The 22,513-nt window shown below is 68.9% G+C and carries 19 protein-coding genes; 7 read left to right on the plus strand and 12 right to left on the minus strand.

The features are described 5' to 3' along the window. Position 1: 1 nt before the first annotated feature. From AC5Y4S_RS26490 to AC5Y4S_RS26515, 6 genes are read right to left on the minus strand one after another with little or no spacing between them, the layout of a single operon-like run. The gene (locus AC5Y4S_RS26490; RefSeq protein ID WP_500035538.1) at positions 2–454 is read right to left on the minus strand and encodes a hypothetical protein; all 453 of its coding nucleotides are present in this window, start codon (positions 452–454) and stop codon (positions 2–4) included. Continuing rightward, positions 451–1,461 (minus strand): SDR family oxidoreductase, encoded by a 1,011-nt coding sequence (locus AC5Y4S_RS26495; RefSeq protein WP_500035539.1) that lies wholly within the window; start codon positions 1,459–1,461, stop codon positions 451–453. Before AC5Y4S_RS26495 ends, AC5Y4S_RS26490 begins: the two co-directional genes overlap by 4 nt. Positions 1,462–1,480: 19 nt before the next feature. Next, entirely contained in the window at positions 1,481–3,271 is a 1,791-nt protein-coding gene (locus tag AC5Y4S_RS26500; protein WP_500035540.1) for a glycoside hydrolase family 15 protein, read from the minus strand. Beyond that, complete coding sequence (locus AC5Y4S_RS26505) at positions 3,264–4,973, minus strand: GMC family oxidoreductase (RefSeq protein ID WP_500035541.1); 1,710 nt, start codon at positions 4,971–4,973, stop codon at positions 3,264–3,266. Before AC5Y4S_RS26505 ends, AC5Y4S_RS26500 begins: the two co-directional genes overlap by 8 nt. Continuing rightward, complete coding sequence (locus AC5Y4S_RS26510) at positions 4,973–5,716, minus strand: gluconate 2-dehydrogenase subunit 3 family protein (RefSeq protein ID WP_500035542.1); 744 nt, start codon at positions 5,714–5,716, stop codon at positions 4,973–4,975. Before AC5Y4S_RS26510 ends, AC5Y4S_RS26505 begins: the two co-directional genes overlap by 1 nt. Positions 5,717–5,741: 25 nt before the next feature. After that, positions 5,742–6,224, minus strand: coding sequence for a hypothetical protein (locus tag AC5Y4S_RS26515; RefSeq protein WP_068185646.1), 483 nt, complete (start codon positions 6,222–6,224; stop codon positions 5,742–5,744). A 496-nt stretch (positions 6,225–6,720) separates the two neighbouring features. On the opposite strand from AC5Y4S_RS26515, the gene AC5Y4S_RS26520 reads away from it, so the two are divergent. The 3 genes from AC5Y4S_RS26520 to AC5Y4S_RS26530 all read left to right on the plus strand — a co-directional run bounded on the left by AC5Y4S_RS26520 (position 6,721) and on the right by AC5Y4S_RS26530 (position 10,391). After that, positions 6,721–7,092 (plus strand): hypothetical protein, encoded by a 372-nt coding sequence (locus tag AC5Y4S_RS26520; protein ID WP_500035543.1) that lies wholly within the window; start codon positions 6,721–6,723, stop codon positions 7,090–7,092. 114 nt (positions 7,093–7,206) lie between these two features. Next, positions 7,207–10,176, plus strand: a complete 2,970-nt coding sequence (locus AC5Y4S_RS26525; protein WP_500035544.1) for an acyl-CoA synthetase — start codon at positions 7,207–7,209, stop codon at positions 10,174–10,176. Continuing rightward, on the plus strand, positions 10,173–10,391 hold the full coding sequence (locus tag AC5Y4S_RS26530) for a Trm112 family protein (RefSeq protein ID WP_500035545.1): 219 nt from the start codon (positions 10,173–10,175) through the stop codon (positions 10,389–10,391). Before AC5Y4S_RS26525 ends, AC5Y4S_RS26530 begins: the two co-directional genes overlap by 4 nt. Here AC5Y4S_RS26530 and AC5Y4S_RS26535 read toward each other — a convergent pair. From AC5Y4S_RS26535 to AC5Y4S_RS26550, 4 genes are all read right to left on the minus strand, one after another. Continuing rightward, a complete protein-coding gene (locus AC5Y4S_RS26535; RefSeq protein WP_500035546.1) occupies positions 10,357–10,980 on the minus strand; it encodes a TetR/AcrR family transcriptional regulator in 624 nt (207 codons plus the stop codon). The two genes, AC5Y4S_RS26530 and AC5Y4S_RS26535, sit on opposite strands and share 35 nt — an antisense overlap. A gap of 57 nt (positions 10,981–11,037) precedes the next feature. Beyond that, a complete protein-coding gene (locus AC5Y4S_RS26540) occupies positions 11,038–11,856 on the minus strand; it encodes an ABC transporter permease (RefSeq protein WP_156766754.1) in 819 nt (272 codons plus the stop codon). Continuing rightward, entirely contained in the window at positions 11,790–12,554 is a 765-nt protein-coding gene (locus tag AC5Y4S_RS26545; RefSeq protein ID WP_500035547.1) for an ABC transporter ATP-binding protein, read from the minus strand. Before AC5Y4S_RS26545 ends, AC5Y4S_RS26540 begins: the two co-directional genes overlap by 67 nt. Positions 12,555–12,672: 118 nt before the next feature. Then, complete coding sequence (locus tag AC5Y4S_RS26550) at positions 12,673–15,285, minus strand: ATP-binding protein (protein WP_500035548.1); 2,613 nt, start codon at positions 15,283–15,285, stop codon at positions 12,673–12,675. Positions 15,286–15,565: 280 nt separating this feature from the next. Between AC5Y4S_RS26550 and AC5Y4S_RS26555 the strand changes: the two genes are divergently transcribed. The 3 genes from AC5Y4S_RS26555 to AC5Y4S_RS26565 all read left to right on the plus strand — a co-directional run bounded on the left by AC5Y4S_RS26555 (position 15,566) and on the right by AC5Y4S_RS26565 (position 19,563). Continuing rightward, positions 15,566–17,815, plus strand: coding sequence for an NHL repeat-containing protein (locus AC5Y4S_RS26555; RefSeq protein ID WP_500035549.1), 2,250 nt, complete (start codon positions 15,566–15,568; stop codon positions 17,813–17,815). A gap of 68 nt (positions 17,816–17,883) precedes the next feature. Then, positions 17,884–18,633 (plus strand): dienelactone hydrolase family protein, encoded by a 750-nt coding sequence (locus AC5Y4S_RS26560; RefSeq protein ID WP_500035550.1) that lies wholly within the window; start codon positions 17,884–17,886, stop codon positions 18,631–18,633. A 63-nt stretch (positions 18,634–18,696) separates the two neighbouring features. Continuing rightward, positions 18,697–19,563, plus strand: coding sequence for a cyclopropane mycolic acid synthase family methyltransferase (locus AC5Y4S_RS26565; protein WP_500035551.1), 867 nt, complete (start codon positions 18,697–18,699; stop codon positions 19,561–19,563). An 8-nt stretch (positions 19,564–19,571) separates the two neighbouring features. Here AC5Y4S_RS26565 and AC5Y4S_RS26570 read toward each other — a convergent pair whose 3' ends face one another. After that, the gene (locus AC5Y4S_RS26570) at positions 19,572–20,834 is read right to left on the minus strand and encodes an ammonium transporter (protein WP_500035552.1); all 1,263 of its coding nucleotides are present in this window, start codon (positions 20,832–20,834) and stop codon (positions 19,572–19,574) included. A gap of 68 nt (positions 20,835–20,902) precedes the next feature. Here AC5Y4S_RS26570 and AC5Y4S_RS26575 point away from each other — a divergent pair, with 68 nt between their 5' ends. After that, positions 20,903–21,514 (plus strand): DNA-3-methyladenine glycosylase, encoded by a 612-nt coding sequence (locus AC5Y4S_RS26575; RefSeq protein ID WP_500035553.1) that lies wholly within the window; start codon positions 20,903–20,905, stop codon positions 21,512–21,514. On the opposite strand, the gene AC5Y4S_RS26580 is transcribed toward AC5Y4S_RS26575, so the two are convergent. Continuing rightward, positions 21,511–22,449, minus strand: coding sequence for a bile acid:sodium symporter family protein (locus AC5Y4S_RS26580; protein ID WP_500035554.1), 939 nt, complete (start codon positions 22,447–22,449; stop codon positions 21,511–21,513). The genes AC5Y4S_RS26575 and AC5Y4S_RS26580 overlap by 4 nt on opposite strands. Positions 22,450–22,513 lie beyond the last annotated feature (64 nt).

Here is a 22,513-nt window from a genome sequence, read left to right on the forward strand (position 1 = left end):
CCTAAGTCTTCAGGGCGGCGCGAACGTCGCCCGGCAGGGTGTATCGGGCGACGGCTTCGGCGATCCGGTGGCGCAGCCGGACGAGCGTGGCCAGCACGTCGCCGGTCGGCGCGTCCGCCGCCGCCGGCGTCCGCCGCGCCTGGGCGGCGCCGGCGACGGCGAACAGGCCGGCGGTCGCGGCGCTCAGCAGCGTGAGCCGCCGGGCGCCGCGGTCCACGGCCGCCCAGCCGAGCATGGTGATCGCGTGCACGAGGTCGACCTCGGCACCCAGCGCCACGCTCACCGCGTCGGGCCTGATGTCGGTCACCGCCGCCTGCGTCAGCAGCCGCGCCCCCAGGATGCGGGTCACCGCGCGCTCCCGACTGGTCGCCGGCTTGCCGGACGCCAGCCGCAGCAGCGAACTCGGCGCGGCGAGGAGCACCAAGCCGTAAACGATTCGCGCCCAGGCCGTCATCGCGCCCGCCGCAGCGCCAGCAGCGCACCCAGCCCTAGCCCCAGCGCACCGGTGCTGCCGACGAGCGGATGTTGGGACAACCACACCTGCGGGCTGTGAGCGTGAGCCTTGTCGTCGAACCCGCCGTGGGCGCCGTGGTCGCTCCCGGACTCGCCATCGACGGGCTCCCACAGGTTGTGCGGCCGTCCTCCGCTCACGCGTTCGTCGGTCTGCTGCGAGTCGTATCCGGTGCGACCAAGGTAGCGATCCAGCAGCGGCGCGACGAACTTCTGGGCCAGCAGGGTGACCGCGGTGCTGTCGCCGACCCAATACTGTTTGCGCCCTGGATGATCCGCGGCGTAGGCGACGCCGCGCGCGGCGACCTCCGGTTGGTAGATCGGCGGCACCGGTTGCGGATGCCGTGGCAGGCGGGACAGCACCCAGGAGAACTGCGGGGTGTTGACCGCGGGCATCTGCACGACGGTGATCCGTACGTTCGAGCCCTCGTGCAGCAGCTCGCAGCGCACCGATTCGGTGAAGCCGTTGGTGGCGTGCTTGGCGCCGCAGTAGGCCGACTGCAGGGGGATGGACCGCTCGCTCAGCGCCGAGCCGACCTGCACGATGGTGCCGCGATCGCGCGGCCGCATCTTCGCCAGCGCCGCCATGGTGCCGTGCACATAGCCGAGGTAGGTCACCTCGGTCACACGTTTGAACTCCTCGGGCGTGATCTCGTGGAAAGGCGCGAACACGGACGTGAACGCGACGTTGATCCAGGTGTCGATGGGGCCGAACGTCAATTCGACCTCGTCGGCGGCGGCCGCGACGGCCGAATAGTCGGCCACATCCGTCGGGATTGCCAGCGCCTTGCCGCCGCCCGCCTCGACGTCGCGCGCCGCGCCCTCCAAACCGGCGGCGCCGCGCGCGAGCAGGGCGACGTTGGCGCCGCGGCGCCCGAACAGCTGCGCGGTGGCGCGGCCGATGCCGGCGCTGGCGCCGGTGATCACTACCGTTTTTGAAGTCGGTGTCATCTCCCGAATCTCCTCTCGTTCAGTCCTGGTGCACGGTCTCCTCGGCGAGGGTGGCCGTGCACTCCAGCAGCAAGGCGTGCGCGAACGCTTGCGGCAGGTTGCCGCGCAGCTGGCGCTGCCTGACGTCGTATTCCTCGCACAGCAGCCCCGGCGGGCCGCAGGCGGCGCGGTTGCGTTCGAACCAGCGCATCGCGCAATCCGCATGGCCCAGTTGGTCTTCGGCCAGGGCCATCATGAATCCGCATAGCAGGAACGCGCCCTCGGCGTCGCCGAGGTCACGTTCGTCGTGCCGAAATCGGTAGACGTAGCCGTCGCGCGCGAGTTCCCGGCGAACGGCGTCCAGCGTGGCCCGTGTGCGGGGGTCGTCGGCGGGCACGGCGCCGCGCACCGGCGGCAGCAACAGCGACGCGTCGACCCCGGTGAGCCGCGGGCTGCGCTGCCAGTAGCCGTGCGGGTGCACGCTGGACGACGCGGTGTCGGCCAGGATCGCGTCGGCCAGCGATGCGGAGGCGGCGAGCTCGGGACCCGCGCCGGCCACCTTCGCGATGGCGCGCAACCCGGCCACGCAGGCCAGGCGGGACTGCGTCCACAGCTCGTCGTCGATCTCCCAGACACCGGCATCCGGTTCGCGCCAACGCTTTTCGATCGCGCCGATGGCGGCCTGCGCGGCGCGCCACCCCTCGGCGTCGAGCCGGTCGGCCCCGGCGGCCATGGCCAACAGCTGCAGCGCCTCGCCGAAGACGTCGAGCTGGAATTGTTGGTTGACCCGGTTGCCGACCTTGTCCGTGCCGCCCGGGTAGCCCGGCAGGTCGAGAGCCTCTTCGCTCGGCACCGAACCACCCGTGACGGTATAGGCGGGTTTGAGGTGCTGGCCGTCCTGCAGCAGCCGGGCGCCGACGAACTCGACCGCCTGGTCGAGCAGCTCGGGCGCGCCGACGGCGCCCGCGGCCAGGCCGGCGTATACCTGGTCGCGGATCCAGGCGTAGCGGTAGTCGTAGTTCTGGTTGGTGTGCGCGCGTTCCGGCAGGCTCATGGTGGCGGCAGCGACCATGCCGCCGCCGCTGCTGGTCAGCCCGCGCAGCACCGCATAGGAGTGACGCGCGTCGCGGGGCGCGATGGTGCCGTTCAGCTCGGGCACGCTGCGGCTCCAGGCGGCCGTGGTTGCGTCCCAGGCGATGTCGGGGTCGGGTGGCCGGTCGGGCAGCGCGCGTTCGGACAGCTCCAGCACCAGGTCGTGGTGGCGGCCCTCGTCAAGGGTGATCTCACACATCAACGGATCGCCGCGGCCGTGGGTGGTTTTGACGGGGTGCGCGTCCCGCCCGCCCGACCACCGCCACCGCAACCGCCCGGACCGGCCGCTCCAGATTCCCTCGTCGAGGCTGCCCTGACCGGGTCCGTGACGGCCGAACGCGGCGCTGGGCGCCAGCAGCACCCGCAGCTGCGCCTTCCCGCGGCAGCCCGTCAGCCGCCGCAGCAGCACCACCTGCTCGGGGTCGCCGGGGAAGGCCAGCGCCTCGCGGCACTCGACGATCCCGTCGCGGGTGGTCCACCGGCTGCGCCAGATCAGGGTGCCCGGCTCGTAGTAGCCGCCCCACACGTTCCGCACGTCCGTCGGGGTTACCGCGTAAACCCCGTCACCACCGATCAGGTTGGAGAACACGGCCTCGGAATCCCATCGCGGCGCGCACATCCACGCCACGTCGCCCTGCGGGCCGATCAGCGCGCCGCGCTCGCCGTCGGCGAGCAGCGCATACTCGCGCAGCACCCGCGGCGCGTAGGCCGCGTCGACGTCGATCGTCTGCTCAGCCACGTGCCGCCACCTTCGACCGCCCACCGACCGCGCCGGCCGCGCCGGTGGGAATCTTGCCCGCCGCCATCCGCTCGGCCAGTCGGGAGGCCAACGCCATGATGGTCAGCGCCGGGTTCGCCGAGCCCTGCGTCGGGCAGACCGAACCGTCGGCGAGGAACAGGTTCGGCACGCCCCACACGCGGTGATCGGAGTCGACGACCGAATTCTCCGGGCTGGTCCCCATGCGGGCGCCGCCGATCAGGTGGGCGAACCGTTCGATGGTGAGCTTGTCCTGGGCGCCGGCAGCATCGAGGATGTCACCGATCACCTTGGTGGAGTAGGCGATGTTGGCCTTGTCGTTGTCGCACAGGCTGTAGTCGAACCGGGCCACCGGGATGCCGTAGGGGTCGGTCTCGTCCGCGAGGGTGACCCGGTTGTCCGGCCGCGGCAGCAGTTCGTTGAGCACCCCGATGGTGGCCCAGTGGTTGTAGTCGCGCATGTACTCGCGCAGCGCGCGGCCCCAATGTCCTTCGGCCATCACGTGTTCGGCCCAGCCGATGGGCATGGGCGACACGGTCTGGATGGAAAAGCCACGGGCGAAGCCGCGATCGGGGTCGGTCTCGTAGAACTGTTCGGACGACACCTCCGGGGGAGGTGCCTTGTACATCCGGACCTCCTCGGACCACCGGCCCGCGGACTGCGTGGCGCCCTGCACCATCACGTACCGCCCGACCTGATCGTCGTTGTTGCCCAACCCGTTCGGGAAGCGGTCGCTGACCGAGTTCAGCAGCAGGCGCGGGGTCTCGATCGAGTATCCCGCCACGGCAACGGCTTTGGCGCGCTGCAGGCGCTCGGTGCCGCCCACCTCGTCGTAGTACACCACCCCGCGCGCGGCGCCGTTCTCGTCGAGTTCGACGCGGGCGGCCATGCAGTTGGCACGGATCTCCACGGCGTGGGCCAACGCGTCCGGCAGGTGCGTGACGTACGGGCTGGCCTTGGCGTTGACCTTGCAGCCCTGCAGGCAATAGCCGCGGTAGATGCAGTGCGGGCGATTGCCGAAGGTACCGTTGACGATGCCGACGGGCCCGACGCGCATCTCGATGCCGAGCTTCAGCGCGCCCTCCCACAGCTTGGCGGCCGCCCCCGAAATAGGATGTGGGGCAAAGGAATAGCGATGGGGATAGCCCCAGGGCCAGTCCTGACCGGCCACCGGCAACTCGAGCTCAACGCGCTCGTAGTGTGGGCGGATGTCCTCGTAGCCGATGGGCCAGTCCGCCCCGACCCCGTCGAGGGTGCGGGTGGCGAAGTCGCTGGGGTGGAAGCGCGGACAGTAGCCGGCGTAGTGGACCATCGAGCCGCCCACCCCGCGCCCGGAGTTGTTCTTGCCCAGCTCGATAGGGTCGGCGCCGCCGATGATGCGCTTCTGGGTCCAGTACAGGTCGTGCGAGCCGGCCTCGTCGGAGACCCAGTCCTCGTCGGGATGCCAGAACGGTCCGGCCTCGAGGACCACCACCCGCCACCCCGCACGGGCCAGGCGCTGCGCGAGCACCGAGCCGCCCGCGCCGGCCCCGACCACCACCAGGTCGACCTCGTCGTCGTCGCGGTAGCGGCACATGGTCTTCTCGCCGGGCAGGTCGCGGGAATGGACGTCGAGCAGGAAACGCGAATCGTTGTCCTTGGGACCGACCGCCCCCTTGAACAGGCCTCGCCAGAAGTCACCCATCACAGCTCGCCGCTTTGCACGATCCGCACGGGGTCCTCGTCGGTGGCGCCACGGGTCTCGAAGGGCTCGCGCGCCGCGGCCGGGCCGGTGGCACCGCCGAGACGCATGAACCCGCGCGGGTAGGCGGGCCCGCCGAAGCCGATCTCGTTCCAGGCCCAAGGATGGGAGTAGAAGCCCGACAACGTCATTCGCATGCACACCGACCAGGCGCGCTTGACGTTCAGGCGCTCCCAGGCCCCGCCCTCGAGCTCGCCCTGAGAGAACTGCTCGATGATCGCTTCGCGGGCGGCGGGCTCGGCTTCGGCGAACGCCGTGCCGTAGCGGCGGGCGGCCGTCTCGTCGAGCGCGCGCAGCACCAGTCGCCAGGTGTCGCGGTCGTCGGGCATGTCGGCGTACTGGTAGCCGTCGAGGCGTCCGTCGGCGAGCTTGGCGTCGACCGACTCGGCCACCGGCACCCGCGGCTCGCCGTCCTGCGCCAGCACGGTGTCACAAAACGCGCGCAGGCAGGGTTCCTGCTCGGCGGTGAAAAACCGCAGGGGACCGGGCGGTTCCAGCCGGGCCAGGACCACCTTGCGGGTGGCGTCGTCCCACGTGTCGGCGGTCTGAAGAACGTCGAAATCGGGGTAGCGCCCGATCATTTGGGGCGTGGTGCCGCGGCGTTGCTTGGGAAGCCACGACGGGTGGGGCGGCTGGCGGTCGGGGCGCAGGTTGGGCAGGTGGTCGGGGAGAGAGGTGTCGGCCATTGTGAAAATCTCTCGTAATCCGTCGTTATCGCCGGAACCGTTCGCGGCGCAGGATCGAGGCCAGCAGGCCCATCCCGCCGACCATGCACATCAACCCGGGCGCAGCGATGGGCGGGCCCATCGGCACGTTGTAGGACGCGTTCTTCCACCCGCCCGGTTTGCGGGCGACGCCGCGGGCGTGCAGGTATTCACCCATCAGCCCGTTGGCCGTGTAGACGCCCGCGGTGATCGGCAGCCAGATTTTTGCCCAGCGGCGCGAGAACACCCCGCCGATTCCGGCGACGACCACCGGCGGGGTGACGACGATCGGGCTCCACATCCATTTGTTTCCGAAGCTGGCCTTGTAGTGCTCGAAATAGATTTCCGCGGTGGTGACGAGGGCCGCGATTGCCGTCAGCCCCGACAGGGAGCGTTCGAAGCGACCGTGCGCGACGTCGTACAACGCGCGCTCGGCCACCTGCCCTGCACCGCCGCCCCGGCGCCGTCCGGCGTTGTCCAGCAACATCATTTGAGTTCCTCTTCCTGGGGTCGGCCGGGCCTCAGCGGCCCGGATTGAACGCGTTGTGAGCTGTCTGGTGGCGAACGCGGGTGCAGCGTCCTGAACCGGTGAATCGTGTCGACGTTCCGCGCCAAGGGGGGCTCGTGGTGGAAGCCCGCCGTCTGCCCATCGGGGCACCTCACTCCCGCAGGAAACACGCTCGGACGGCCACCCCTACGACACCGCTCGGGGGATCGAGTCGAAGTGGCTGCCCACAGGACCGGTTAAGCGCCCAGCTGCGTGTTTCAACCGAGGTGGTCGTGACGGCATGCAGGCATGCGTCGCAAACCCTTGCGCTCGGGTTAAGTACCCGGATTCGCGCGCGCTAACCATTGAATTCCGCGCCAGGCCACTGGTGGCGCCAAGCCATGGGGGGCAACGCAAGTCATCCTTCGCCGATTCGTCGGCGCGGACCGGTTTCAGCCGCGACAACCGGGCAATCCTGCGCTCGAGAAAGGACCGGATCATGGTCAATGCACACAACGGACTTCAGGCCGAATCTGGTCCCGGGGCGTGGGGCGCCGAGGACGCGTTGCGCGCAGGCCGGCGGGCCGAGCAGGCGCGGCGGCTGGCCAGGGCGGCGCAGCGATCCGCGGCGAGCAGCCTGGACATTTCCGCGGACAGTCACGAGCGAACCGCGAACGCGTATGACGAGGCGGCCTGGCGCGACGATCGCCGCGCCGATGAGTGGCGGGGACACGCGATTCGGCACCGCGAGTACGCGGCGGAGGATCGCCGGATGGCGCAGCGACTGCGGCGCATGGCCGACAGCGACCCGTGGGGATTCGGCGCCGGTGACGAGGGGTGGAGCCGCCGAAGAATTTACGGGCTCGACTAATTCGATACCCGCATCGAGCCGGGCTGGGGCCGCCCGCGGGCAAACAGCCTGACCAGAACCGCCGGGCCGCCGGTGTGCCATGATGGCGGAGCTGTCAAGAGTCAGGGAGCAGCGGTGGATCTCAATTTTTCGATGGTCACGCGTCCGGTCGAACGGCTGGTCGCCACGGCACAGAACGGGTTAGAGGTCTTGCGGCTGGGGGGCTTGGAAACCGGCACGGTGCCGTCGCCATCCCAGATCGTCGAGAGCGTCCCGATGTACAAGCTGCGCCGGTATTTCCCTCCGGACAGCCGGCCCGGGCAGCCGCCGGTGGGCCCGCCCGTCCTGATGGTCCACCCGATGATGATGTCGGCGGACATGTGGGATGTCACGAGGGACGACGGCGCGGTGGGAATCCTGCACGCCGGGGGGCTGGATCCCTGGGTCATCGACTTCGGTTCGCCGGACAAGGTCGAGGGCGGCATGCGCCGCAATCTGGCCGACCACATCGTCGCGCTCAGCCAGGCCGTCGACACCGTCAAGGACGTCACGGGCAGCGATGTGCATCTGGTGGGCTATTCGCAGGGCGGGATGTGGTGCTATCAGGCCGCGGCGTACCGGCGTTCGAAGAACATCGCCAGCATCGTCGCGTTCGGGTCGCCGGTTGACACGCTGGCGGCCCTGCCCATGGGCATCCCGGCAAACTTCGCCGCGCCGGCCGCGAACTTCATGGCCGACCACGTCTTCAGCCGGATGGCCATCCCAAGTTGGATGGCGCGGGCCGGTTTTCAGATGATGGACCCGCTCAAGACGGCCAAGGCCCGGGTGGACTTCGTGCGCCAGCTGCACGACCGCGAGGCGCTGCTGCCGCGTGAACAACAGCGCCGGTTCCTCGAGCGCGAAGGCTGGATCGCGTGGTCGGGCCCGGCGATCTCCGAGCTGCTCAAGCAGTTCATCGCGCACAACCGCATGATGACCGGTGGCTTCGCGATCAACGGCCAGATGGTCACGCTCACCGACATCACCTGCCCGGTGCTGGCCTTCGTTGGCGAGGTCGACGACATCGGGCAGCCGGCCTCGGTGCGCGGCATCCGGCGGGCGGCGCCGAACGCCGAGGTATACGAACGACTAATCCGCACAGGGCATTTCGGTCTTGTGGTCGGATCCCGGGCGGCGCGCGAGAGCTGGCCCACCGTCGCCGAATGGGTGCGCTGGCTGTCGACGGGCGGGGACAAGCCGAGCGGCATCGACCTGATGGCCGATCAGCCGATCGAGCACACCGACAGCGGTGTCGCGATGAGTTCGAGGATCACGCACGGCATCGGTGAGGTCTCCGAGGCGGCGATCGGGGCGGTGCGCGGAGCGGCCAACACCGTCGTCGCGGCGAACAAGTCGATGCGCACCCTGGCCGTCGAGACCATCCGCACGCTGCCCCGGCTGGTGCGGCTCGGGCAGATCAACGACCACACCCGGATCTCGCTGGGCCGCATAATCGAGGAGCAGGCGCGCAACGCCCCGCAGGGCGAGTTCCTGTTGTTCGACGGGCGCGTGCACACCTACGAGGCCGTCAACCGGCGCGTCAACAACGTCGTCCGCGGCCTGATCGAGGTGGGCGTGCGCCAGGGCGACCGGGTCGGCGTGCTGATGGAGACCCGCCCCAGCGCCCTGGTTGCCATCGCCGCGCTGTCGCGGCTGGGCGCCGTCGCCGTGGTGATGCGGCCCGACGCCGACCTGGCAGCGTCGGTGCGGCTCGGGGGAGTCAGCGAGATCCTCACCGACCCGACCAACCTCGACGCGGCGCGCGACCTGCCGGGTCAGATCCTGGTGCTCGGTGGCGGCGAATCGCGCGATCTGCACCTGCCGCATGACAGCGACGTCATCGACATGGAACAGATCGACCCGGACGCGGTCGCGCTGCCGGCCTGGTACCGGCCCAACCCGGGATTGGCGCGCGACCTGGCGTTCATCGCGTTCACCGCCGCCGGCGGCGAGCTGGTGGCAAAGCAGATCACCAACTACCGCTGGGCGCTGTCGGCGTTCGGGACCGCGTCGACGGCCGCCCTGGACCGCCGCGACACCGTGTACTGCCTCACGCCGCTGCACCACGAGTCGGCCCTGCTGGTCAGCCTGGGCGGCGCGGTGGTCGGCGGCACCCGCATCGCGCTGTCGCGCGGTCTGGACCCGAAGCGGTTTGTCCAGGAGATCCGCCAGTACGGCGTGACGGTGGTGTCCTACACCTGGGCGATGCTGCGCGAAGTCGTCGACGATCCCGCGTTCGTGCTGCACGGCAACCATCCGGTGCGCCTGTTCATCGGCTCGGGCATGCCGACCGGTTTGTGGCAGCGGGTGCTCGACGCGTTCACGCCCGCCAATGTCGTCGAATTCTTCGCGACCACCGACGGACAGGCGGTGCTGGCCAACGTGTCCGGCGCCAAGATCGGCAGCAAGGGCCGCCCGCTGCCCGGCGTTGGGCGCGTCGAGCTCGCGGCCTACGACGCTCAGCACGACCTGATCCTGGAGGACGACCGCGGCTTCGTGCAGCGCGCCGAGCCCCTGCAGGTGGGGGTGCTGCTCGCCCAGTCCCGCGGGCCGATCGATCCCAGCGCGTCGGTCAAGCGGGGGGTGTTCGCCCCGGCCGACACCTGGATCTCCACCGAGTACCTGTTCTACCGCGACGGGGACGGCGACTACTGGCTGGCGGGACGGCGCGGCTCGGTCGTGCACACCGCGCGCGGGTTGGTGTTCGCCGAACCGGTCACCGACGCGCTGAGCTGCATCAACGGCGTCGACCTCGCGGTGACCTACAACGTCCCGGTCGGCGACCGCCAGTTGGCGGTCGCGGCGGTAACGCTGCTGCCCGGGGCCGCCATCACCGCCGCGGACCTGACCGAGGCCGTGGGCGACCTGCCCATCGGGGTGGGCCCGGACATCGTGCAGGTGTGCCCGGAGCTGACGCTCAGCGCCACCTACCGTCCGACCGTCAGCGCGCTGCGCGCGGCCGGGATCCCGAAGGCGGGGCGCCAGGCGTGGTACTTCGACGCGACCAGCGAGCAGTTCCGCAAGCTGACTCCGGCCGCGCGGTCCGAGCTGAGCGGTGCGCAGTGACGCTCGACGATGCCCTGCTCAGCATCCTGGTGTGTCCGGCCGACCGGGGCCCGTTGGTGCTCATCGGGGATGAGTTGCTCTACAACCCTCGGCTGCGCCGCGCCTACCGCATCGAGGACGGCATCCCGGTGCTGCTGATCGACGAGGCGCGCGACGTCGACGACGACGAGCACGAACGGCTCATGGCACGAGCCCGTCCGGCAGATCCCCGGTGAGGTAGCGCTGCAGGTTCGGCGCGATGGCCTGCGCGATCTGCTCGGCGGGCAGCGACGCGAACGGCTCGAATTCCAGGATGTAGCGCGCCATCACGACGCCGACCAGTTGCGAGGCGACGAACTGGATGCGGATGTGACCGGTGCCCGGCGGATTGTCGACGCGGGGACCCATTTCGACCGCGATCACGTCTTCTATGAACGAACGAAACAGGTTGGTCTGCGAGCCGGCGAGGATCGACCGCAGCGCGGCGACGAATGCCGTACCGATCTCGGAGTCCCACAGCGGCAACAACATTGACGGCAAGGTGTGGCCGAGCTCCTCGACGGGCACCTCGCGCAATGCGCCGATGACCTCCATCGGGTCGATCGGGATGTGCACGGCGGTGGCGAACAGCTTTTCCTTGGTGCCGAAGTAGTGATGCACCAACGCCGAATCGACACCGGCCGCGGCGGCCACCGCGCGAATCGACGTGTTACGGATGCCGTTGCGGGCAAACAGCTCTCGGGCACTGGTCAGGATTCGCTCTCGGGTGTCCGAGCTGCCCGCCGGTCGCCCCGGCCGCCGGCGCCCGGTGTTGGTGACCGCCACGCTAGTGCCCTCCGTGGCGACCCGCTCCGCCCGGCTCCGCCGCGCTTGCGATCGCCACTAGGGCGTCCGCCGGCGCAGCGTCGCCGCGGCCAGGCACAGCGCCGCAAGCGCGAACCCCATCACGACGACGATGTCGCGCACCGCGACGTAGGTGAGTTCGCTGTGCGTGCCCACCTGCTGCAGGGCCTCCAGCGCGTAGCTCGCCGGCAGCACGTTGCTGATCCACTGCAGCCAGTGCGCCATCAATGCCCGAGGCACGATGATGCCGGCCAGGAGCAACTGGGGGACCATCACCAGCGGGATGAATTGCACGGCCTGAAACTCGGTGCGCGCGAAGGCGCTACACAGCAGGCCCAGCCCGACGCCCAGCACGGCGTTGACGATGGCGATCACGAACACCCATACCGGGCTGCCCGCGGTGTCGAAGCCCAGCAGCCAGAACGACACGATGCAGGCCAGGATCGCTTGCGCCGCAGCGGCAATCGAGAATGCGGTGCCGTAGGCGATGAGCAGGTCCAGCCGGCGCAGCGGCGTGGTCAGGATGCGCTCCAGCGTCCCGGAGGCCCGTTCGCGCTGCATGGTGATCGACGTGATGATGAACATCACGAAGAGCGGGAACAGGCCCAGCAGGATCAGGCAGGCGTTGTTGAACGGCGTCGGCGTGCCCGGGCGGTGCGGGGCGTTCTCGAACATGAAGTACATCAGCGTGATCACCAGGATCGGCACCAGCAGGATCAGGGCGACGCTGCGGTGGTCGGCGGCGAGCTGACGCAGGATGCGCGTCGTGGTGGCCGCGTACGCCTTGAGCCCTAACCGGCCTGGAGCTTCGTGCTGCGCTTGATGATGGACAGAAACGCGTCCTCCAGTGACGGACATCCGGTGTCCTCTCGTAGTCGGGTCGGGGTGGTGTGGGCGACGAGGTGGCCCTCGCGCATCAGCAACAGGTCGCCGCAGTGGTCGGCCTCGTCCATCACGTGGCTGGAGACCAGCAGGGTGGTGCCGCCGCGGGCGAGCTCGGCGAACTGCTCCCACAGGTCGACCCGCAGCACGGGGTCCAGGCCCACGGTCGGCTCGTCGAGCACGAGCAGCTCGGGCCGGCAGACCAGCGCGCAGGCCAGAGACGCTCTGGTGCGCTGACCTCCGGACAGGTTGCCGCAGAAGGCGGTTCGATGGTCGGTCAACCCGACCCGCTCGATGGCCGCGTCGGCGGCCTGGTTGTCGAAGCCGTACAGGGAGGCGAAGTAGCGGACGTTGTCCACGATCCGCAGGTCGTTGTAGATCGTCGGGTCCTGCGGCATGTATCCGACGCGGCGGCGCAGCGCCGGGCTTCCGGCCGGCCGGCCCAGCACGGTGACGGTGCCCGACTTCACGATCTGCGTCCCGACGATGCACCGCATCAGGGTGGTCTTGCCGCAGCCGGACGGGCCCAGGAAGCCGGTGATCGTGCCCTTGGCTATTTTCACCGAAAAGTCGTGCAGAACAGGGCGTTTGAAGCGCGTAACGCGCAGATGTTCGATGTCGACGGCCGGAGCGCGGCCTTCTTTCAATAATTCATCACTCGATGAACTCATCATATGATGAATACTCCGCCCCCCGTCTGGCGATGTCAAGGCCGACTTCGCCGCCGAACGTGAAATGCACGACGCGACACGCCGCCGCGGCGTCGTGGATTTCACAGTGGACAGAGCCGTGTCAGGCGAGCGATGTCAGGCGTTGGAGTGCGTGGGCGGCGGCCTGGATGCGGTTGTCCACGCCAAGTTTGGTGAGAATCGAGCTGACGTGGTGGCTGGCAGTCTTGCGGCTGATGTGCAGCGCTGCGGCGATCTCGGTGTCGCTACGCCCGCTAGCGAGCACTTCGAGGACTTCGCGTTCCCGGCGGGTCAGGCCATCGGGGTCGGAGAGTGTGTCGGCGCGTCGAATGGGGGTGCGCCCGCGCAATTGGGCGAGGCGCTGCTGGGCGCGCCGGGCCGCGGCGCGGGCACCCACCTTGCGGAAGCTCTCCAGCGAGGCTTGCACGGCCGGGATGTCGCCGGCCAGCTGGGCGATCGCGGCGTCGTAGGGGCAGCCGAGGCGCGTCCACTCGGCCACCGCGGCCTCCCAGTCCCCGCTGATCTCCAGCCGGTAGGGCGTGATGGTGTCGGCGGTCGGCGCGTCAGCGAACGAACCGCCGGCCATCTTCGCCCAGCGGCGCAGATGACCGACCAGCCAGGGGTCGCTGTGTTCCGTCGCCGCCGCCAATCCGGCCAATGCTTCGGCGCGGGCGGTGTCGTCATCGCCGACCAGCCAGGCCGCCTCGGCGCGGGCGGCCCACACTACGCCGAAGCGAAACAGATCATCGGAGTCGGCCGCGGCCAGCGCCTCGTCCAGCAACGGGACTACCGGTTGCTCCCCTCGGCGCGCTCGGATCAACGCCACGCTGACCAGTGGAAAGATGCGGTGCAGTGGTGCCAGGGCCGGCCGGGTCAGCACGTCATTGGCGCACGCCAGTGCGATTGCCGAATTCCCGCGGTGCACCGCCACCAGCGCGGCCGCGCCGGTGGCAAATGCGCGGTAAACGCCCAGCTGGTAGTCGGCGCAAAACGCCAGGGTGTCCGCGATGTAGCGATCGGCGCGATCGAGGTGGTGATGCAGCGCGGCGAACCAGGAGAGCAGCGCCCCGGCAAGGCCGGCCTCCTCGCAGAGCGTCTCCGACATGGCCTCGTGCCAGGCGGACTCGAGATTATCCCAGCCCGTGTCGCCCCGCGTGACGGTGGCCACCGCGGCAAAGCAGCTGGCCCGCACCATCACCGCGCGATTACCGAGCTGGGTGCCCAAGGTGAAGGCGCGCGCGGCGTAATCAGCGCAAGCCGGATCGTGATCCCAGGCGGCCAGCTGAGCCATGTTGAGCAGCGACCACCCCAGCTGTGGGCACGGTTCCATGTCTTCGAGGAGCCGCAGCGAGGCAGCACCGGCTTCGGCGGCCTCCGTCGTGTGTCCCTGCGGCCAAAGCATGCTGGACAGCCAGCGCAGGTTGTCACCTTCGCCGAGCCGATCTCCGCGGTTGTGCCGCAACGTGATCGCCTCGCGAAACGAGGACGCGGCAGCGTCCGGCAGTCCGCTCATATAGCTGCTAAACGCATGTTGCTCGAGCCAGATCATCTTCTGTTCGGTCGGGGCGGAGTCGGCATGATGCAACGTCAACGCGAACAGGTCGGCGGCCTCGGCGTGCGCCCCTAGCGCCGCGGCGCGCTCGGCGGCGGACGGCGCGTAACGAACGACCGCGTCGACGTCTCCGGCCTGGGCTGCGTGAAACGCCAATGCCGCCAGGGTGTTTGGATCGATCGGCGGCTGGGCCAGCAGCGTCAATACCTGCTTGTGCAGCAGACGACGCAGATGGTCGGGAATCTTGTCGGCGGTCGCGCGCCGGGCCAGCTCATGGCGAAAGCCCACTGTGTCCGCTTCGGCGAGCAGGACCCCGGCCCGCAGGCATTCGGCGACCGCGTCCACCGAGCCGGGCAACATCTCCTCCAGCAGTGCCGGGCTCACCCGCGGCCCGCACACCGCCGCCGCCTGCGCGACCTGGCGCGCGGCTGCCGACAGCCGCGCCAGCCGCCCCCAGACGGCCTCAGAAACGCTGCGCGGCAGCGCTTCCCGCGCAAGCACATCAGGTCCGGCGGCCAACACTTCGGTGACATAAAACGGGTTACCGCCGGTCAGTTGGTACAGCGAGTCGGCATTGACGCCGCTGCCGACGGCCAACGTCGCGACCGCTGCGTCGCTGAGCGGATCCAGCCCGATCCGCGTCACCGCCGGGCAGGTGGCCAGATCTCCCAACAGCACCGCCAACGGGTGCTCGTCGCCGATCTCGTCATCGCGATACGACACCACCAACAGCACCGGCAGCGCGTCGATGCGGCGGGCCAGAAACCGCAACAGATCGAGGGTGGCGCCGTCTGCCCAATGCACGTCCTCGATCAACCACACCGACGGTTTTCGGTCGCCCAACATCGCGATCAGTCGGGCATAGATGGCCTCGCTGTCGCGGGCCTCGATGGCCGCACCCAGTCGGGCCCCATGCTCGCCGGGAAGGTCAGCGAGCACGTCGATGAGCGGGCCCAACGGCCGCGGTGTGGCCAGCGCATCACACCAGCCCCGCAACACCCGCCACGATCCGCCCAAACCGGCTGTGAACCGGGCGATCACGGTGGTCTTGCCGATGCCGGCCTCGCCGCGAAGCAACACCATCCGCCCTGAACCGCGTGCGGCCCGCCGCGCCTGCCTGGCTAGTTCTGCTAAGACGGCCTGGCGCTCCAGCAAGTCCTCCATCGAAGCGGTTACCGCCTCGCCAGCGCGACCGCTGCCCGACGGGCCAGGACAACAGCAGAGGCGCATCGGCGTTTCCATCCGGGAAACTGTAACCGTACGGCACCCGGGTCTGCCGAAAACCGGGATCCTAAACCCCATCTGGCGCTGGACTTCGCGGGCCTTCGATGGGACGGGGTCTTGGAGCTGGGATCGGTAGCCGGGGGAGCGCACAAGAATTTCGCAAATGGCGGGCGCTAACGTCCCGCCGCGAAGCCATCAGAAAGCCGTGAAGGGAACCGACATGGACAAGTTGCTGACGGATCACGGCGACCCGGAGAAACGCATCGCCGATCTGGAGCATCAGCTTGCCGAGCGGACGCGCGGCGCCGAACCGCCACCGCCAACCCCGCACGACGCGGGTCCGTCGCGCCGTTTCGTGGCAGCCGCTGCGCCGCCCAGCACCAAGCAGATGATGAAGTACACCTACCTGATCATGTTCGGGGGAATGGCGTCGCTCGGACTGATCTACATGACGCTGTTCCTGGTTGGCGCCCTCGTGGGCGCGGAAAACGTGATGAAGGTCGGCGGCTTCCTGGTTTTCATGGCGTTCTTGGTCCTCGCCATGCCGGCTTTCGGGCTGTTCCAGCGGCGGATGAATCGCAGAAAGACGGTGTTCGTCGACGTCGGGAACGGCAGCCTGACCGTCAGCTCGCGACCGGGCGAGGCCTTCTCCTTCGGTGATGCGCAGCTGGGCAAGTGGACCCTCGCGGGGTACGGCGGCACCACGAAAGGCACGGCGCTGCACCTGCGCAGCGGCCGCCAGCGTTTCGTCATCGGCGGGCAGGATCATCGCCTTGGTGTCGAAACACCGCTCGACGCAACGCCGGTCGACAGCGTGGACGCGACGATGTGGGCGTCGGAGTTCGATGAGCTTCTCGCCGCGATCGGCCGCCGCCGTGGCCCCGGCGTACGCGGGCCCGTCCCGGGGCAACCGACTCGGTGCCTGCTCACTCCGAACCCGGCGCCGATGTTCTCGTCCTCGTTTTTCGGGATGTTCAAGAACACCGCGACGGCGATGAGGCTGAACTCCAACCCGCCGCGACCGAGCCTGGCCATCGACGTTGGCGACGAAGAGATCTCGCTGATCGACCTGAACAACAACGCGCGCCTCGCCGCGGGTTCGCTTGGGCAGGTGACCGCGACTCCCGCCGTAAGCACCCGCTCGGCGCCTTACGTGGGTACCCTGACGACGGCCGTTCTCATTGTGCGCGTGGCCGACTCGCAACCGCTGACCATCGGGTGCCCCGATGTCGCCGGCCCCCCGCAGGCTAGCTGGAGCGGCACCCGCACGAAGTACAGTTACCGGTTTGCGTGGCGCGGCGGTGTGCCTTCGGCGGATGAACCGGAGTTCGTGGTCTCGGACACGGATTGGCTCGCGCTCGTCGAAAAGTTCGGCCTGGCTTCGCAATTGGAGGACAGGGCCCGAGAAGCGGGTGCGGCCACACCCGGCCCGGGCGGGGCGCCACTGGCCCGGCCCAGACGCAAGCTCTGGATCTATGGCGTCATCATCGCCGCGGTCATGTTCGTCGTGGGCCCGGCGATGATGTTCCTGGCCAGCAGCATCTGGAATGACCATCAGAGCAAGGAAGATCAGCTCAAGGCGGACCGGGAACGGCAGTACGCGTTGCCATTCACCGGCCTGCGCAGCCCGCACGGTGTGGCCGTCGACGGCGCCGGCAACGTCTATGTCAGCGACACCCACCTCAATCGCGTGGTGAAGCTGGCGGCCGGGTCGAGCGCCCAGACGGTGCTGCCCTTCACCGGGCTCGATCTTTGTTCCAATACCATCGACGCTTCCCTGGGCGGGGTGGCGGTGGACTCTGCCGGCTCCGTATACGTCAGCGACAGCTGCCATAACCGGGTGTTGAAACAGCCCGCCGGGTCGAGCACCCAAACGGAGCTGCCCCTCCGGCGTCTGCGCGATCCCCACGGTCTGGCGGTAGACGCCGCGGGCGCGGTATACGTCGTCAACATCAGCGACAGTGAGGTGCTGAAGCTGGCGCCCGGGTCGAGCACGCCGACCGTGCTGCCGTCGAGCGGCAGAGGTGGGAGTCCCAATGGCGATGTGGCCGTGGACAAGTCCGGCAACGTCTACATCAGCGTCTCGCACAGCGTGGGACGCCATTCCGTCGAGCGCTACCTGGTGAAGCTGGCACCCGGGTCCGACACCTGGACCCGAATGCCCCCGGCCCCCGACAACTCCTATAAGGGGCTGAGCACGGGCGAGCAGGACGCGACGATCGACAACGCCGGCAACGTCTACATCTTCACTGGGCTCGCCGGAGGCGTGATGAAGTTGGCGCCGGGGTCGAGTACCTGGACCGAGCTGCCCGGGTCGCCGCGTTTCATCGATCCCCTGGGGTTGGCCGTGGACCCCGGCGGCAACTACGTGTACGTCACCGATCACACGGGTTCCCGGGCAACGGGCGGCGGCCTTCCCTGGGAGGACGATGACGCTCAGGGCTTCGTGCTCAAGCTGCCCACGGGCTAGCCGAGTGCCGGCCTTCGCTGGCGGTGAACACCGTTATCTCGCAACGCACCTCGTGCTAGACAGTCGACATGACAAGCGTGACTGACATCGAGTACCAGGCCGACGGCAGAACCATGATCGGTCGGCTTGCCGTGCCAGACGGCGACGGCCCGTGTCCGGCGGTCCTGATCGCGCACGAGGGCCCGGGGCTTGATGACCACCAACGCCGCCGCGCGGATCAACTCGCCGGGCTGGGTTACGTGGCGTTCGCGCTCGACTATCAGGGTGGTGGCGTATCGATGACCGACCGAGCAGCCATGATGGCCCGTCTCGACGATCTCTGGCACGACCCGGAGCGCACCAGGGGGCTGGCCCGCGCGGGCCTGACCGTGCTACTCGACCAGCCCCGCACCGACCCCACCAAGGTCGCCGCAATCGGCTATTGCTTCGGCGGACACCTCGTCCTGGAACTCGCGCGCGCCGGCACCGATCTCGCTGTCGTGGTCGGCTTCCATCCCCGGTTGGCCACCCCGCGCCCGTCGGACGCCGCCAACATCACCGCAAAGGTGCTCGTGTGCATCGGCACCGAGGACCCATTGATCCCCGTCGGCGAGCGGCTCGTGTTCGAAGAGCAGATGCGCGCGGCCGGGGTCGACTGGCGCATGAACCTCTATGGCGGCGCGCAGCACAGTTTCACCCACCCGGAGGTCGACCGCATCGAGGTTCCCGGTCTGCGCTTCGACGAACTGTCAGCGGAGCGATCGTGGCGGGCCATGCTCGACCTGTTCGACGAGACGTTCCACACCGGGCGCAGCCCGCAGGTCGGCCGCAGCCGATAAACTCACCACGCCGAGCCGCACATCGACAGGACCACCGACGAGTCCAGGGAAAGGCAACACGTCATGGCCGAGGAGCTGACACCGCATTTCGAGGATGTGCAGGCGCACTACGACCTATCGGATGACTTCTTCCGGCTGTTCCTCGACCGCACCCAGATGTATACCTGCGCCTACTGGCTCGGCGGCGATGACATGACCCTGGAACAGGCGCAGATCGCCAAGATCGACCTGTCGCTGAGCAAGCTGGGCTTGCAGCCGGGCATGACGATGCTGGACCTGGGCTGCGGCTGGGGCGCCGCCATGATGCGCGCCATCGAGAAATACGACGTCAACGTCGTCGGCATCACGCTGTCCAAGAATCAGGTCGCCCATGTCGAGCAACTGTTCGCCGAGTCGAACAGCCCGCGCTCCAAGCGGGTGCTGCTCGAGGGCTGGGAGCGGTTTCACGATCCGGTGGACCGGATCTTGGCGATCGGACCGTTCGAACACGTCGGCTACGACCGCTACGACGCTTTCTTCAAAAGAACTTACGAGCTGTTGCCGAGCGGCGGCACGATGCTGTTGCACACGATCACCGTCCTCTCGGAGAAGGAGATCATCGAGTCCGGCTTGCCGCTCACCCCGGCGATCGTCGAATTCAGCGACTTCATGAAGACCGAGATCTTCCCGGGCGGCTTCCTGCCGACCATCGACATGGTCAAGGAGTTCTCGGCGAAGGCCGGCTTCAAGCTGAAGCGCCGCCAATCCCTGCAGCGGCATTACGCAAAGACCCTGGACGTCTGGGCCGCGGGCCTTCAGGCGCACAAAGAAGAGGCCATCGCGATCCAGTCCGAAGAGGTCTACGAGATGTACATGAAATACCTCACCGGCTGCGCGAACCTGTTCCGCAAGGGCTACACCGACCTCAACCAATTCACGCTACGCAAGTAGCGATCGGCTCATCTTTCGCCCGGGCGGCGAAGCGGCTGATGTCCGTGCACGCCTTCGGCGTAAGCGGTTTCGGCGTGCTGGGTGAGGTCGACACCGGTGGTCTCGTCGTCGGCGCTGAGCCGGAAGCCCATCACCCGATCGATCACCTTGGCGAGGACGAACGACGCCGTGAACGCGTAGAGCGCGACCACGGCGATCGCCAGCGCCTGCTTGCCCAGTTGGGCGAAGCCGCCCCCGTAGAAGAGGCCCCGCGGGCCCGCCGTCATGACCGCCGTCGCGAGCAGCCCGATCAGCGACACGCCGACGACGCCGCCGACGAAGTGCACGCCGACCACGTCGAGCGAATCGTCATAGTTGAAGCGGAATTTCGCCGCCACCGCGAACGAGCAGACGACGCCGGCCGCGAGGCCGACGACCGCCGCGCCGAGCGTGTTGACGGTTCCGCACGACGGGGTGATGGCGACCAGGCCGGCCACCACACCGGATGCCGCCCCGAAGGTCGTGGGCCTGCCGTCGCGGATGCGTTCGACCGTCAGCCACCCGAGCATGCCGAGGCACCCCGCGACGAGCGTGTTGAGGAAGATCGCCGCGGCAGTTCCGTTGGCGGCCAACGCGGATCCGGCGTTGAACCCGAACCAGCCGAACCACAGCAGCCCGACACCGAGCAGGACGAACGGCAGGTTGTGCGGTCGCATGGCGTCCTTCTTGAAGCCGATGCGGGGCCCTAGCACCAGCGCCAGGGCCAGGGCCGAGGATCCGGACACGATCTCGACGACCAGGCCGCCCGCGTAGTCGAGCACCCCCAGCTTCGCCAGCCAGCCGCCGGGTCCCCACACCCAATGCGCGACAACCGAATACACGACGATCGTCCACACGGTGGCGAACGCCATCCAGGCCGCGAACCTCGCGCGGTCCGCGATCGCGCCGCTGACCAGGGCGGCCGTGATGATCGCGAACGCCAATTGGAACGTGGCATACAACAGTTCGGGCACCGCCCCGTGGACGGTGTCGGGGCCGATGCCGAGCATTCCGAGGTGTCCGAGGTTTCCGACGAGCCCGTACCCACCGTCTTGGGAGAACGCGATGGTGTAGCCGATCAACAGCCACGCCACCGTGACCAGCGGGATGGCGATGAAGCTCATCATGATCATGTTCAGCACCCCGGTGGTGCGGACCATGCCGCCGTAGAAGATCGCCAGGCCGGGTGTCATCAGCAGCACCAAGGCGGTGCTGGCCAGCAGCCACGCCGTGGCGGCGGGGTCGATGTGCATTGTTGGGCTCCTTCGACACAATTTCGGCCGGGATATTGCCATGTCGGCCGTGTCGGTAGGTTCGGTGGGTGGCTGCAGGCGAGCTGGTGGTGGATCCGGTCGCCGCGGCGCACCGGTTGCTCGGTGCCACCCTCAACGGCAGGGGCGTGCGGGCCGTCGTCGTCGAAGTCGAGGCCTACGGCGGGGTTCCGGACGGTCCCTGGCCCGACGCCGCGGCCCACTCGTACCGCGGCCGGTCCGGCCGCAATGCCGTGATGTTCGGGCCGCCCGGGCGGCTCTACACTTACCGCAGCCACGGGATCCACGTCTGCGCCAACGTCTCGTGCGGGCCCGACGGGATCGCGGCGGCCGTCCTGCTGCGCGCCGCCGCGGTCGAGGAGGGCACCGACGTCGCGCGCGCCCGGCGCGGCGAGCTGGTCCGCACCGCCGCGCTGGCGCGTGGCCCGGGCAACCTGTGCTCGGCGTTGGGAATCACCATGGACGACAACGGGATTGACCTGTTCGATCCCGCCGGCCCGGTGACTCTGGAACTGAACGCCCCGCTGACCGCCACCTCGGGCCCCCGCGTCGGCGTCAGCCAGGCGGCCGACCGGCCGTGGCGACTGTGGCTCGGCGGCCGCCCGGAGGTGTCGGCCTACCGGCGCAGCCCGCGGGCGCCCGCCCCCGGGACGAGCGACTAGGTGCGGGCCGGTGTGTCGCTCTGGGAGACGACCCGAAACGCCGGGTCCACCCGGCGCGCGATCAAGACGAACGTGACGGCCAGCAGCGGCGCGATGGCGCTGTAGACCGCGGCGGGCGTGGCCATCACGGCGCTGTTCAGCAGCTGCGGGCTCAGCGCGATGCCCATCGCCACGACGGCGTTGTGCATCCCGACCTCCAGGCTGACCGCGACGGCCTGCCGCGGGGCCAGGCGCATCAGGCGCGGCGCCAGGTAGCCGACCATCAGGCTCACGGCGCAGAAAACCACGACGGCCCCGGTCAGCAGGCCGATGTTGTGCCAGAGCGTCGTTCGTCCGCCGGCGATGGCCGCAACGATCGCCAGCACCAGCAGCGTGAGCGCCGCGATCCGGACCGGCTTCTGCATTCGCCGGGCCAGCTCGGGGAAGCGGTGACGGATGGCAACGCCGATCGCGATGGGGACCAGCACCAGGCCGATCACCGCAAGGAACTTGTCCAGCTGCAGCGGCAGAAACCGCCCTTCGCCGAGAAACCACGTCATCGCCACCGCCAGAATCGTGGGCAGGGCAACGATCGACAGCACCGCGTTGATTGCGGTCAGGGTGAGGTTGAGTGCCAGATCGCCGTTGAACAAATGGCTCAGGATGTTCGACATCGTCCCGCCGGGGGTCGCCGACATCAGCATGAGCCCGACCGCCAGGTGCGGTTCGAGATGGAAGACCTCGGCGATCACCAGGCACAGCGTCGGCAGCAGCAGCGCCTGGCAGATGAGCGCCACCGCGAGGGGTTTGCGCAGGCCCGCGGCCCGCTTGAAGTCGTCGACGGTGAGGGTGAGCCCGAGCGCGAGCATGATGATCGCGACGACCAACGGCCAGTATCGGTTGTCCATGACGCTCCGCGTTGTTGGTGCGCGTACGGGGGAAGACGACGGCGCCACGATGCGCCACGTAGTTAGCTTGCCTTATATCACGGCGCGTGGGCGAATCGAGGTCGTCACAGCG

The organism is Mycobacterium sp. NGS64 (assembly GCF_059812245.1).